Source organism: Caballeronia sp. LP006 (assembly GCF_031450995.1).
Classification (GTDB): domain Bacteria; phylum Pseudomonadota; class Gammaproteobacteria; order Burkholderiales; family Burkholderiaceae; genus Caballeronia.
Genome location: NZ_JARTVW010000005.1, coordinates 1,228,265 through 1,241,508, shown reverse-complemented (window position 1 = coordinate 1,241,508; position 13,244 = coordinate 1,228,265). Strand labels below are relative to the sequence as shown.

Genomic DNA, 13,244 nt, shown 5'->3' with positions numbered 1-13,244 from the left:
CGCCCGCCTTATCGCGCATATCGACCGGCTCATTGGCATGCCATGCCGATCTCGACCACTGCAAGCCCTTCAACAATCGCTTCGGCTACTGACTGGGCGACACCGTGCTGAAGGCGGCGGCGCATACGCGGGCATCGGTCTCATTTACGACCTGCATCGCGCGCGGCCAAGCTGCGAAACCGACACCTACGCAGCCCGCATCGTCCCCATACCATCTCCCCGCAGCTTGAAAATCGCCACCACGTCACGCAACGACCTCGCCTGCTCCGCCAGCGCCTGAGCCGCCGCCGATGCCTGCTCGACCAGCGCGGCGTTTTGCTGCGTCACCTCGTCCATCTGCGTGACGGCCATGTTGACCTGTTCGATGCCCGTGGTCTGTTCCTTCGACGCCGACGAAATCGCGCCGACCACATCGGTCACGCGCTCGACCGAGCCGACGATATCCGCAATGATGCTGCCCGCATCCCGCACGAGCGACGAGCCCGTCTCTACGCGGCCGGCCGACTGCTCGATCAGCTCCTTGATCTCCTTCGCGGCCGTCGCGCTGCGTTGAGCGAGCGAGCGGACTTCCGATGCCACGACCGCAAAACCGCGCCCTTCCTCGCCCGCGCGCGCCGCTTCGACGGCTGCGTTCAGCGCGAGGATGTTCGTCTGGAACGCGATGGCGTCGATCACGGCGATGATCTCGCCCACCTTGCCCGCGCTCTCGGAAATGCCGTGCATGGTCTCGACGACCTTTTCCATCATCTGGCCGCCGCGCGTGGCGGTCTGCGATGCATTCTCCGCAAGCGACGAAGCCGCGACCGCGTTATCCGCGTTCTGACGCACCGTCGCGGTGATCTCTTCCATGCTTGCCGCCGTTTCCTCGAGCGACGCCGCCTGCTCCTCGGTACGCGAAGACAGATTCAGATTGCCCGATGCGATTTCCGCGCTCGCGGTCGCCACGCCTTCCGCGTTCTGGCGCACCTTGCTCACGACCGTCGCGAGACTCGTCTGCATATGCTTGAGCGCCACCAGCAACTCGGCGATTTCGTCCTTGCCGTCGGTTTCGAACTCGTGCGAGAGATCGCCCTTCGCCACGGCGCGCGCGCAACCGAGCGCACGGACGAGCGGACCGGACACCGTGCGGCTGAAGAGATATCCGCCAATCAACGAGAGCGCCAGCACGAAGAGCATCAACGTGACGCTGATGAACGACGCTTGCCGCGCGGCGTGATCGGCGTGCGCGGACACTTCGGCGCTATCGGCGGCAATCTTCTGGGCCGCCTGTTCGAGCAGCGCGGCCGGTTCGCGGTCGACGCCCGCTACGGCGTTATCGCCAGCGGACGATTCGAAGCCCGCGGCCTTGAACGCATCGAAGCCGCGCCGGTAGCCATCGCCCATTGCGGCGTGTGCGGAAGCGAAGCGGTCGATCAAATCGCGGCTCTCGCCCGCGGGAAGCGTGCGCTTGAGTTCATCGGCCAGTTTGTGCACGGTCGCTTCGCGAGTCTGGAAAGCCGACCAGTACTTCTGCAGTTTCTCGGGGTCCTTGCCGCGCAAGAGCGTGTCTTTCCACTCCTGCACTTGCAACTTGAAGGCGACCAGCGTCGCGGACACCATGCGTTCGCTCGCGACGTTATCCGCGACCACTGTCCGATAGGTGTCGATGGATTGATTGAGAGCAAAAATGCCGTACAACGCGCCCGCGAACATGAAAAAGAGCGCGGCGGCAAAAGCGAGCGGAATCTTGAGGCTGAGCTTCATCGAGAGTCTTCAATTCGAGGGTTTACGCGCAATGTGCGCCGATCGCTTTTTTATCGGCTGTCTCGCGGGAAAACTGAAGGCGATGAAACAGGGAACGCATCACGTTGGCGTCGCTTTACGCACCGATAAAGCGCGCTTCGTCTAGCCACGTCGCGGCGTTCAACGCGTTCAGACTAGCTTCGCGACGCCTTCGGTCGTTGGCCGTCCGTCGATGCTCGCTAAAAGCCGCGTCACCGCCGATTCGAACTCCAAAGACGCCGGCTACGTAGGCTCCGCGACACATTCCGCTTATCGACGATTCGGTTCGCGAGCCTGCGCACGAAGCATGGATCGCCTCCAGCATCACGATCCAATTTGGTGTGGAATAAACTTTGAAGTTGGAATACTATTCCGAAATAGCTTCGTATTCGCGTTAACAGGATATTGCGTGCCGTCAAACGCTTCACGCAACACGCGCGGCGCGAGACACCACAACAGGAGACACGAATGAGCAGGACGACCCTTGCCCTCATCGGCGCCGGCGCGATCGGGCGCATGCATGTGGAACGCGCGCGGCTGCATCCCGATTGCGAGATCGTGGCCGTGGCCGATCCGTCGCCGGCGGCCGAAGCGTTCGCACGCGCCGAAGGCCTGCGCTGGTTCGCCGACTACACCGCCATGCTCGACGAGGTCAAACCGCGAGGCGCGATCGTCGCGACGCCGAACGCGACGCATCTGCAAGTCGGACTGGCGTGCATCGAACGGGGCGTCGCGGTGCTGATGGAAAAGCCTATCGCCGATACCGTCGAGCAAGCCGAACAACTGACCCGCGCGGCGTCGCAAGCGCAAGTGCCGCTCATCGTCGGACATCATCGGCGGCATAACCCGATCCTGCGGCGCGCGCGCGAGATCGTCCAATCCGGCCGCCTCGGCACGCCGGTTGCGGCCATGGCGCTTGCCACGTTCTATAAACCCGACAGCTACTTCGAGATGGCGTGGCGCCGCGAAAAAGGCGGCGGTCCGGTGCTCATCAACCTGATCCACGACATCGACATCATGCGGTTTCTGCTCGGCGAAGTGATCGAAGTTCAAGCGCAGACATCCAACGCGGTGCGCGGCTTCGAAGTGGAGGACACGGCGGCCGTGCTGCTGCGGTTTGCAAGCGGTGCGCTCGGCACGCTCGCGGTCTCGGATTGCGCGGCATCGCCCTGGAACTGGGATCTCGCGGCGGGCGAAGCTGCGCACTACCCGCGTCAGAACGTCAACACGCATTTTCTGACGGGCACCGATGGATCGCTCACGCTGCCCTTGCTCGATGTCTGGGATTACCGCAGCGGCAAAGGCTGGCATGACCCGCTGACCGTCGAACGAAGCACACCGCATCGCGGCGATCCGTATCACGAGCAGCTGCGGCATTTCTCGGCGGTGATCGACGGCAAGGAAGCGCCGGTCTGTTCAGGCGAGGACGCAACGCGCACGCTCGCGACGACATTCGCGGTGCATCGCGCGGCCGCATCGAGAGCGCCGGTGGCGGTCGCAACAACGGCCGAAGCGAGCATCGGCCGCACGGCATGAGACAGGAGACAAAGCGCATGAATTCGATGACTCAACCCTGGGACGACGAAGTCGATCTGCTCGTGTTCGGCGCGGGCGCGGGCGGCATGACCGCGGCGCTCGTCGCGCATCACGAAGGTCTGAAGGTGCTCATCTGCGAGAAGACCGACGCGGTCGGCGGCATTACCTCGACCTCCGGCGGCACGACCTGGGTGCCCGGCACGAGCGACAGCGTGCGCGCGGGCGTTCCCGATAAAACCGACGACGCGCGGCGCTTCCTCGCGTCGGTGGTCGGCGATCGCGGCGGTGACGAAGCACGCGAGGCGTTCCTGGCGAGCGGCCCGCAGGCCATCGAGGAAATTCAGCGCATCAGCGAGGTCAAATTCGTGGCTGCGGCGGCGCATCCCGATTACGTCAGCGGTCCCGGCGCGGCGTTCGGCGGACGCGCGCTCGCGCCCGTCGCCTTCGATGGCCGGCTGCTCGGCGATGACTTCGCCCGCGTAAGGCCGCCGCGCCCCGAGTTCATGGGCTTAGGCGGGATGATGGTCGCGCGCACGGACCTCGATGCGCTGCTCGAACCGTTCGCGTCGAAGAAAAATTTCACACGCACGTTGTCGGTGGTCGGACGTTATGTCGCCGACCGTCTGCGCCACAAGCGAGGCACGAATCTCGTCATGGGCAACGCGCTCGCCGCGCGTCTCTTCTACAGCCTGCGCAAGCAAAACGTGGAAGTGCGTTTCGAGACACCGTTGCTGGAACTCGTCGTCGAGCACGGCATGGTGACGGGCGCCGTGGTCGGACAGAAAGGCGGCTCGAAGAAGCGCATCGGCGCGCGCCGGGGCGTGGTGCTCGCAACGGGCGGCATCACGCGCAACCCGGAGTTGCGCAAGCAGTTGTTCCCCGCTGCCGCACAACCGTTGTCGCTTTCGCCGCAAACGCACACGGGCGATGGCATCGAGCGCGCGCTCGATCTCGATGCCAGGCTCGACGATGGCTGCGAAAGCCCCGGCCTGTGGATGCCCTGCTCCATCCTGCGTCGCGAAGGCAAGCCCGATAGCGTCTGGCCGCACATTCTTCTCGATCGCGCGAAGCCGGGACTCATCGCCGTGAACGCGCGTGGCGAGCGCTTCGTGAACGAATCGGATTCTTATCACGACTTCGTGATGGGCATGCTGCGCGACAACGGCCAGGGCACGAGCGTGCCGGCGCATTTGATCGTCGATGCCGCGTTCCTGCGCGATTACGGCCTCGGACTCGTGATGAAGAAACGCAGCCAGGCGCGCATTGCCAGCTTCGTGAAGGCGGGATATCTCATCAAGGGCGACACGTTGGCCGAACTGGCGACGAAACTCGAGGTCGATGCGAGCGGCTTGGAGCGCACGGTCGCCGCGTACAACCGCGACGCGGCGCGCGGCGAAGACCCGCAGTTCAAGCGCGGCGCAAGCGCGATGAACCGCTTCAATGGCGATGCATCGCAGAAGCCCAATCCCTGCGTGCGGCCCATCGGCGCGGGACCGTATTACGCCGTCACGGTGTGGCCCGCCGATCTGGCATGCAGCGCGGGGCTGTCTGGCAACGCCGACGGTCAGGTACTCGATAACCACGGCAACGCCATTCCCGGACTCTTCGCATGCGGGAACGACCTCGCATCGATCTTTCGTGGCACTTATCCGGGGCCGGGAACGACGCTCGGACCCGCACTCGTGTTCGGATGGCGTGTCGCGAAATTCGCGGCGCGCGCCGTGCCCGTCGCCGATCCTGAATTCGTGGTCGGGCTGCGGGACATTCCGGTGCGCGTCAGGGTTTGATGCGCTGTCGACGAAACTGAAGCAGCCACAATCGAACACCACGAACCGGCCTGGCACATGAATACTCCGAATCAAATCGACTGCGACCTGCTGGTCGTGGGCTCCGGCGCCTCGGGTCTCGCTGCCGCTGTTACCGCGGCGTGGCACGGGCTCAAAGTGGTCGTCGTGGAGAAGGACGACGTCTTCGGCGGCGCCACGGCATGGTCGGGCGGCTGGATGTGGGTGCCGGGCAATCCGCTCGCACGACGCGCGGGCATCATCGAAGATCCGCAACAGCCGCGCACGTATCTCAGGAACGAGTTGGGAGATCGTTACGATCCCGAACGCGTCGATGCCTTTCTGGACAATTGTCCGCACATGGTCGGCTTCTTTCACGAGCACACCGCGCTCCGGTTCGTGGACGGAAATCAGATTCCCGATGTGCATGGCCACGTCGAAGGCGCCGCGACGCAAGGGCATCAGGTGATCGCCGCGCCCTACGATGCGCGCGAAATCGGTCCGCTCAACAAGCGCCTGCGCAAGACCATGCGCGAAACCTCGTTCATGGGCATGCCGATCATGGCGGGCGCCGACCTCATGGCTTTTCTGAGCATGACACGCTCGTTCGGCTCGTTCATCCACGTGGCGAAGCGCTTCACGCGTCATTTGCGCGACCTCGCCTTTCACGGCCGCGCAATGCATCTCGTGAATGGCGCGGCGCTCGTCGGGCGTCTTGCCAAGTCCGCCGACGATCTCGGCGTGACCTTGATGGAGTCCGCGCCCGCCAAGCGTCTGATCGTCGAGGATGGCGCGGTGCATGGTGCTGTCGTATCGACGAAGAGAGGCGAAGTCACGATTCGCGCGGCGAAGGGCGTGGTGCTCGCCGCCGGCGGCTTTCCGAACGACCTCACGCGCCGCAAGGCGCTCTTCCCGCGCACGCCGACAGGCCGCGAGCATCTGGCGCTGCCGCCTGAAAGCTGCTCGGGCGATGGCATCAGCCTGGGTGAATCGGCGGGCGGCTCGCTCGTGACGGATGTCGCTTCACCCGCCGCATGGGCGCCGGTATCGCGCGTCACGCATTCGGATGGCAGCATCGGGCACTTTCCGCACATCATCGATCGCGGCAAGCCCGGTGTGATCGGCGTGCTGTCGAACGGCAAGCGCTTCGTCAACGAAGCCGATGGCTATTACGACTACACCGCCGCTATGGTCGCGGGCGCGCCCGACGGTCAGGAAGTCGCGTCATGGCTGATTTGCGATCACCAATTCTTGCGCCGATACGGCCTGGGCTACGTGCGGCCCTTCCCGGTTCCGATGCGCCGCTTCATCCGCAACGGCTACCTGCAACGCGGTTATTCGCTGGAAGAGCTGGCCGCCCGCTGCGGTATCGATTCCGATGCGCTGGTTAAAACCGTCATCGCGTTCAATGACCACGCGCGGCGCGGCGAGGACCCGGAATTCGGACGCGGTTCGACGCCCTATAACCGCAAGATGGGCGACCCGTTGCATCAGGGGCCGAACCCATGTGTGGCGCCTATCGAACACGGTCCGTTCTACGCGGTGAAGGTGTACCCGGGCAGCTTCGGCACCTTCGCGGGATTGAAGACGAACGGCTCGGCGCAAGTGCTCGATTTGCACGACCAGGCGATCGCCGGCCTTTACGCCGTGGGCACGGACATGGCGAGCGTGATGGGCGGATTCTATCCGTCAGGCGGAATCAATCTCGGTCCCGCGATGACCTTCGGCTATGTCGCGGGCCGGCATGCGGCGGGCATCCATCGTTACGAAGACGAAAACGCGGTGCAGGAGGATCTCGTTTTGCCGCTCGACCTGAACCGCGTGCCGACGCCGACGCATTGAAGCGTCAGTAAGTCGCCCGCCCGCCCGATGCATCGAACACCGCGCCTGTGGAAAACGAACTCTCCTCGCTACTCAACCAGCGAATCAGGGCGGCGATTTCCTGCACGGTGCCGGGACGTCCCATCGGAATCTTGGCTTGCAGCATCTTCATCTGCTCGGGTGGCATCTGCGCGAGCAACTCGCTTTGCACGGATGCCGGCGCAATTGCATTGACGGTGATATTGCGCTGAGCCAGTTCCTTGCCGAGCGACTTCGTAAGGCCGATCACGCCCGCCTTCGAAGCCGAATACGCCGACTGGTTCGCATTGCCTTCCTTGCCCGCAATCGACGCCATGTTGACCACGCGTCCATAACCGTTTCTGAGCAGATACGGCACGGCCGCCTTGCAGACGATGAACGTTGCGGTCAGGTTCAGCAGCAGCACCTTGTTCCACGCATCGAGCGGCATCTCCCACACCGACGCACTCGATCCGACGATCCCCGCGCTATTGACCACGATATCGAGCTTGCCCGTCTGCGCCACCGCCGCTTCGAGCGCGGCGCGTACTTCGTCCTCGTTCGTGACGTCGACGCGCTGCGCAATCGCGCGCTCGCCCAGACGTTCCTGGCACGCGGTGAGCCGCTTCTGGTCGATGTCCCATAGGACCACCGTCGCGCCTTCCGACATCAAGCGCTCCGTGCACGCGAGCCCGATGCCCGATGCAGCGCCCGTCACGAGGGCGACGCGTCCTTCGAATGCCTGGCTGATCGTCATGTTCAAACTCGCTGGCTTGCGCGCCGCGCGAAGAAACGACGCGCGGCATCGGTGCAATGGGCTACCTTGCGTGCATCGGATAAACCGGCATCCGCAGCAACCGGCGTCTCGATCACGAGTTGCGCGCCGGCGGGCAAGCGGTCGAGAATCACATCGAGCGGAATCACGCCATCGCCTAGATGCAGGCGCGCGGTGCGCGCTTCGTTGGCGAGCCCGTCGAGCGACGGACTTCGTTCGATGGCATCGCACAACTGCACGTAGGCAATACGTTCGGCCGGCACCGCGTCGAGTTCTTCCGGGCGCGCGCCGCTCCGATGAAAATGCAGCACATCGAGGATCACGCCCGCGTTGGCGCGCCCCGCCGCATTCAGCAACTCGAGCGTTTCACCAAGCGTGCGCACGTCGCGATACAGCATGAATTCGACGCCCACATGCAGGCCGTATTCGGCGGCGGCATCGCACAAGCGGCCGAACAGTTCGATGCGTTCCGGCGCCGATAAAAACGCGTCGTTGGTCAGCAGTTCCGTGCCGACCGCCGAGATATGCGTCGCGCCCAGTTCCGCGCCGGTGGCGAGCGCCGCGCGATAAGTGTCGATATTGGCGGCGGGCGAAAGAATGAACGCTTCCACGTCGAACACGCGGATGTCGTTCGCACGGCACGCCGCCTTGATCTCGCGCACCACGTCTGGCCGGCCGATGACTTCGTGCGCGAGCGGCTTGGGCGTCGCCGTGCGCAAAAGCAAGCCGACCTTGCCCAGTCCCGCCGCCGCGGCGGCCTCGATCAGTGCAACGGGCGCGCCGCCCGCCACGGTCAGGTTCGCCACCGACACGTCATGCAAATTCACTTCCTCGATCATCGTTTCTCCTCAACGCGTATTGAAACCGGTGCTCGCCGACCACCACTTGAGGATCGTGTCGCGATCCTTCAGCGCCTGCGGCAAATCGAGCTTGAGCAGCTTGACGTTCGTGAGCGCGGGCAAGCCCTTCGGCGCGGCAACGTCCTTGCGCACCGGATACGCGCCCGCCGCCGCGAGCCGCGTCTGCGTCTCCGCGCTCAATGCGTAATCCAGAAAGAGCTTCGACGCGTTCGGATGCGGCGCCGTCTTGCTGATCGCCACCGCGTTGAACTGCGCCACCGCGCCCGATGCCGGCACTCTCACTTCAACCGGCACACCTTGCGTGATGAGACCCGTCGCGGCCGTTGTGTTGGTGAAGAAATCGAGCGGACGTTCGCCGGTTTGCAGCTTGGTCGTCATCACGCCCATGGAGGCCACCAGTTCCGCGTTGGTCTTGCGCACGCCCTTGAGGATCGCGCCGCCGGCTTCGGGTCCGTAATGCTGATATAGACTCGCGATCACCGCGAAGGTCGCGGAAGACGACGCCGGATTCGTCGTCGCCACGAGTCCGTCCCATTCGTCCTTCGGCTTCGCGTAGTCCTGCCAGTCGGCGGGAATGGGCGCGGAACCGATCGACTGCTTGTTGTAGGCGAAGAGGCACAGTTGGCCGTTGCCGCGCAGATACGTCGTGCCCTGTGCGGGCGTGGCGATGGGCAAGAGCACGCCCTTGTCGCCGTACGACACATCGGCGAGCGTGCCCGACGCGCCCGCCGTGATGATGGTGTCCTCCGCCTGATAGAACACGTCCATCACCGGACGTCCCGCCTGCTGTTCGCCGATGAAGCGGTTATAGATCTGCCAGGCGTCGCCGGTCGCGGTCGTCACGTCGATGCCCGGATACTTCGCGGTGAATCCCTTGACGATGATCTGCACCGTGAAGAGATCGCCATACACCACGAGCTTGCCTTCCTTCTTCGCCTCCGCGATCAGCGTGCTGTCGGGCTCGGCGTGCGCGATCAGCGGCGAGATGCCGAACGCGAGCGCCGCGCTTCCGAGCGAGAGTGTCTGGACGAGGCGGCGCCGTTTTATCGAAGTGGTCATGTTGTCTCCTGATGATTTGTAGTCGTTCGGCTATTTCAGGTCGAAGCGTTCGGTGATGAGCGCGTCGTCGCGACGGAAGTGTTCGAGATGCGCAAGCTCGTCATAGTCCAGCCGGTACGCCTGCGCGTAATGCCCGGCTGAACGCACGCGTGCCGCGACGCCGCTTGCCACGAGTTGCTCGCGCACGTCCTCGAGACACGCGGCCAGTTCGTATCGATCGAAACCTTCGAGGATCACCACGCCCACCGCTTCGTTGCCCTCGCGCCCGGCCGGCAATGCTTCGCCGACGCGGATCGGCACGTTCCATTCGGGCGCGGCGAGATGCGCGCCGACCACGGGCGACAAACGCGTGAGGTCATCCACGAGCGCCGCGAGACGCGGCGCATCCTGCCGTGCATCGTCGGCGAAGTCGATCAAGAGCGTCGCCACCGTGCCGCCCGTGCCGCCGCCCGCGCTTGCCAGCACTGAGCAGTGATACGCAATGCGGTCGCGGTAATGCGGGCGCATCTTCAGAAACCAGGCGGTCTCCGTCACCTTGCACTTCGCGTGCTTCTCGTCGGTGAGCACGTCAAGACTCGTCAGCCCGTAAAACGTGAAGAAGCGCGGCATGTCGCCTTGTCCGTCGATACAGCGCCGCGCCCAGCGGATGCCGTCATCGCCGAGATAGGCCATGTGCTCGGGCACGTGGTCGCGCGTGTGCATCAGCGCAAACTCGCGGCCGTAGGCGGGCGGGATGTCGTTCCACATGGTAAAGAGACCGGTGCCGACAGCGATCATTGAAGCTCTCCTCTCATCAGATGCAAATGCTGGGGCGCGACGCTCAGGGTGATTTCATCGCCGTTGGCGTAGCGTTCGAAGCCGGGCGTCACCACGGTCTGATCGCCGAGCGGCGTTTCCACGCGCAACTCGCGCCGGTCGCCGACGAACGAACTTTCACGCACGCGGCCCGGCACGCCCGCGTGCGAGCGCGCCTGCACGCGCCACGCTTCGGGCCGCACCATGCAGAGCGCTTCGTTGCCGTTGGCGGCGCCCGTCACATCGCCCTTCACGACGATCTGCCCGGATTGCGCCACGACTTCCGTTTCGCCCGCGTGCGAACGCAGCGCAACCGGAAAGAGATTGGCCTTGCCGAGAAACTCCGCGACATAGCGCACCGCCGGCCGGAAATACAGTTCCTCGGGCGCGCCGCGCTGCACGATACGTCCGCGATCGAAGAGAAAGATTTCATCGGCGAGCGACATGGCTTCTTCCTGATCGTGCGTGACGAACAAGATGGTCGCGCCGATGCGCCGCTGCAGATTGCGAATCTCGTGACGCATCTCCACGCGCAGTTTCGCGTCGAGATTGCTGAGCGGCTCGTCCATCAGGATGAGACGCGGATCGGCCACGAGACAGCGCGCAATCGATACGCGCTGCTGCTGGCCGCCCGAGAGTTGCATCGCGCTGCGATCCACTTGCTGACCGAGCCCCACCGAAGCGAGCGTGTCGCGCACGCGCGTGTCGATGGCCGCGTGCGCCGTGCCGCGCGCCCGCAGCGGCAGCGCGACGTTTTCCATCACGCTCAAATGCGGCCAGATGGCATACGACTGAAACACCATGCCGAGTTCGCGTTTCTCGGGCGGCAGGTCGATGTTGCGCGTCGATGAATACACGGTGCGCCCGTCGATCTCGATCTCGCCGCTCGTCGGCTGCTCCAGCCCGGCAATGCAGCGCAAGGTCGTGGTCTTGCCGCAGCCGCTCGCGCCCAGCAGCACCGTGATGGCGTTCGGGCGGAACTGCACCGTGAGATCGTCGATGGCGTGCACGCCGCCGAAGCGCTTGGTGAGGGACTGAATGGCAACGGTCATGGCGTGGACTCTCGTATCGGGTGATCGTATGGCGCGCGTCAGACAATCGAACTCTCGCGGCGGCGCGTGATGACGGCGACCGCCGCCATGACACCCACGCCCATCATCAGTTGCAGCAGCGAAAGCGCGGCCACTTGCGAGAATTGGCCGATCGACCAGGTATCGAAGCTGAGGATGGAAAGCGTGCGCGTCTCGGCGGTATAAAGCGGCAGCACGATGGAAAGCTCGGACACGAAGATGCTGTAGATCATCACCCAGCTCGAAATCACGCTCGGCATGATGAGCGGCAACGTGATGCGTGACAGCGCGCGCGTCCAGCCGTAGCCCGAGATGCGCGCGCTCTCTTCGAGTTCGGGATGAATCTGCACGAGACTGCTGGAAATGGCGCGCACCGAGTAGCTGATGTAGCGCCCCACCAGCGCGATGATGATGATCCACACCGTGCCGTACACGCCGACCCACTTCGGCATGGCGACCCAGAAGAAGAACACGCCGAGCGCGAAGGCGAGACTCGGCACGGACATCGGCAAAAGGACGATGGCTTCGATCCATTGACGGCCGCGCATCTTCGAGCGCGTCGTGAACCACGACACCGCGACGCCCAGAACCGTCGTCGCGCTCGCCGCGATGATCGTGATGAGAAGGCTGTTGACGAAGGTCGTGCGCACGTCCACCGTGGTCCAGAGAAAGCGCAGGTTGTTCCAGGTGAAGTGTCCCGACCACGCGTAGGTCGAAAACGCCGCCGCCGCGATGATCGCAATCGGCGCGAAGACCGTGAGCGCGAGATAGCACCAGATCGCGGCGGCGATCGCATGACGGCTCGCGCCGAGCTTCATCAGGCGCGGCCTGAATCCCTTGCCGGTGACGGTGACGAAGGAACGGCCGCGCAGCATCCATTGCTGCACGAGATTGGCCGCGACCGAAAGCACCATGAGATAGATCGCCAGCACGGCAACGATGCCCGCATCGGGCGGAAACTGCTGCAATTCGAGGTAGATGCGCGTGGTGACGAGATAAATCTCCTTCGCCATGCCAAGCAGCACAGGCGTGCCAAAGAGCCCGAGACTGATGACGAACGCGAGCACCGCGCCCGACAGAATGGACGGACCGACCACCGGCAGCGTGATGACGCGCATCGTGCGAAAGCGGCTGAGGCCGGCCACTTGCCCGGCTTCCTCGAGACTCGGGTCCATGTTCCGCAGCGCGCCGGCGACGATCATCATCACGTAAGGCGCGATGTAGATGCCCATCACCCAGACGATGCCGAGATACGAGTACACGTTGAACGGCTGGCCGATGCTCATCCACTTCGCCGCCACGTTGAAGATGCCGATGCGCGGCGCGCCGAACAGAATCCACGCAAACGCGCCGATGAACGGCGGAATGAAGATCGGCATGGCGGCGGCGCGTTCGAGAAAGCCGCGCCACGGCACGTTGGTGCGCACGAGACACCACGCGAGCATGACGCCGAGCGCGGTCGCGAGCAGCATGGAACCGAGCGCGATGACGAGCGTGTTGCCCATCGCGATCCAGTAGCTCATATCGCCGAATACCTTGCCGAAAGCGGCAAGCGATGCGCTGGCATGACCATTGTCGATACGCACGAAGCCGCGCAGGATCAACGCGCCGAGCGGCAGGACGATCAGCACGGCGAGCGCCGCGATGAGCAGCGCGAACATGCCGATCTGGTTCAGACGGCGCGTGGAGATGCCCGCGCGCGCTGCGGGCGCGCGGTCGGCGGCAAGCGGCTGTACGTGATGTGGATTCAAACTTCGCTCCCGAA

General features: G+C 64.3%; 10 protein-coding genes. 3 read left to right on the top strand and 7 right to left on the bottom strand.

What is annotated here, in order from left to right; genetic code table 11:
• Positions 1-186 precede the first annotated feature (186 nt).
• On the bottom strand, positions 187-1,743 hold the full coding sequence (locus P9250_RS22445; protein ID WP_250525554.1) for a methyl-accepting chemotaxis protein: 1,557 nt from the start codon (positions 1,741-1,743) through the stop codon (positions 187-189).
• A 486-nt stretch (positions 1,744-2,229) separates the two neighbouring features.
• On the opposite strand from P9250_RS22445, the gene P9250_RS22440 reads away from it, so the two are divergent.
• The 3 genes from P9250_RS22440 to P9250_RS22430 are packed head-to-tail and all read left to right on the top strand — an operon-like array spanning position 2,230 to position 6,923.
• Positions 2,230-3,297 carry a Gfo/Idh/MocA family oxidoreductase gene (locus P9250_RS22440; RefSeq protein WP_310395263.1) on the top strand — a complete coding sequence of 356 codons (1,068 nt, stop codon included), beginning with the start codon at positions 2,230-2,232 and terminating at the stop codon, positions 3,295-3,297.
• Positions 3,298-3,314: 17 nt separating this feature from the next.
• Positions 3,315-5,084 carry an FAD-dependent oxidoreductase gene (locus P9250_RS22435; protein ID WP_310395261.1) on the top strand — a complete coding sequence of 590 codons (1,770 nt, stop codon included), beginning with the start codon at positions 3,315-3,317 and terminating at the stop codon, positions 5,082-5,084.
• 57 nt (positions 5,085-5,141) lie between these two features.
• Positions 5,142-6,923, top strand: coding sequence for an FAD-dependent oxidoreductase (locus tag P9250_RS22430; RefSeq protein WP_310395259.1), 1,782 nt, complete (start codon positions 5,142-5,144; stop codon positions 6,921-6,923).
• Positions 6,924-6,927: 4 nt separating this feature from the next.
• Here P9250_RS22430 and P9250_RS22425 read toward each other — a convergent pair whose 3' ends face one another.
• Genes P9250_RS22425 through P9250_RS22400 form a run of 6 tightly spaced genes read right to left on the bottom strand, consistent with a single transcriptional unit; the run spans position 6,928 to position 13,230 of the window.
• Entirely contained in the window at positions 6,928-7,677 is a 750-nt protein-coding gene (locus P9250_RS22425) for an SDR family NAD(P)-dependent oxidoreductase (RefSeq protein ID WP_284507686.1), read from the bottom strand.
• A gap of 2 nt (positions 7,678-7,679) precedes the next feature.
• A complete protein-coding gene (locus tag P9250_RS22420; protein WP_310395256.1) occupies positions 7,680-8,534 on the bottom strand; it encodes a TIM barrel protein in 855 nt (284 codons plus the stop codon).
• A gap of 9 nt (positions 8,535-8,543) precedes the next feature.
• Positions 8,544-9,614 carry an extracellular solute-binding protein gene (locus P9250_RS22415; protein WP_310395254.1) on the bottom strand — a complete coding sequence of 357 codons (1,071 nt, stop codon included), beginning with the start codon at positions 9,612-9,614 and terminating at the stop codon, positions 8,544-8,546.
• Positions 9,615-9,644: 30 nt separating this feature from the next.
• Entirely contained in the window at positions 9,645-10,391 is a 747-nt protein-coding gene (locus P9250_RS22410) for a hypothetical protein (protein ID WP_310395252.1), read from the bottom strand.
• Positions 10,388-11,461: an ABC transporter ATP-binding protein gene (locus P9250_RS22405; RefSeq protein WP_244827372.1), complete on the bottom strand. Its 1,074-nt coding sequence runs from the start codon at positions 11,459-11,461 to the stop codon at positions 10,388-10,390. Before P9250_RS22405 ends, P9250_RS22410 begins: the two co-directional genes overlap by 4 nt.
• Before the next feature lie 38 nt (positions 11,462-11,499).
• Positions 11,500-13,230 carry an iron ABC transporter permease gene (locus P9250_RS22400; RefSeq protein ID WP_250463835.1) on the bottom strand — a complete coding sequence of 577 codons (1,731 nt, stop codon included), beginning with the start codon at positions 13,228-13,230 and terminating at the stop codon, positions 11,500-11,502.
• Between the last annotated feature and the right edge of the window lie 14 nt (positions 13,231-13,244).

What these genes read in the sequence shown, in the direction of transcription:
- P9250_RS22435 (WP_310395261.1), top strand. Translation starts at nt 3,315, where the DNA reads ATGAATTCGATGACTCAACCCTGGGACGACGAAGTCGATCTGCTCGTG.
- P9250_RS22420 (WP_310395256.1), bottom strand. Translation starts at nt 8,534, where the DNA reads ATGATCGAGGAAGTGAATTTGCATGACGTGTCGGTGGCGAACCTGACC.
- P9250_RS22445 (WP_250525554.1), bottom strand. Translation starts at nt 1,743, where the DNA reads ATGAAGCTCAGCCTCAAGATTCCGCTCGCTTTTGCCGCCGCGCTCTTT.
- P9250_RS22430 (WP_310395259.1), top strand. Translation starts at nt 5,142, where the DNA reads ATGAATACTCCGAATCAAATCGACTGCGACCTGCTGGTCGTGGGCTCC.
- P9250_RS22410 (WP_310395252.1), bottom strand. Translation starts at nt 10,391, where the DNA reads ATGATCGCTGTCGGCACCGGTCTCTTTACCATGTGGAACGACATCCCG.
- P9250_RS22440 (WP_310395263.1), top strand. Translation starts at nt 2,230, where the DNA reads ATGAGCAGGACGACCCTTGCCCTCATCGGCGCCGGCGCGATCGGGCGC.
- P9250_RS22415 (WP_310395254.1), bottom strand. Translation starts at nt 9,614, where the DNA reads ATGACCACTTCGATAAAACGGCGCCGCCTCGTCCAGACACTCTCGCTC.
- P9250_RS22405 (WP_244827372.1), bottom strand. Translation starts at nt 11,461, where the DNA reads ATGACCGTTGCCATTCAGTCCCTCACCAAGCGCTTCGGCGGCGTGCAC.
- P9250_RS22425 (WP_284507686.1), bottom strand. Translation starts at nt 7,677, where the DNA reads ATGACGATCAGCCAGGCATTCGAAGGACGCGTCGCCCTCGTGACGGGC.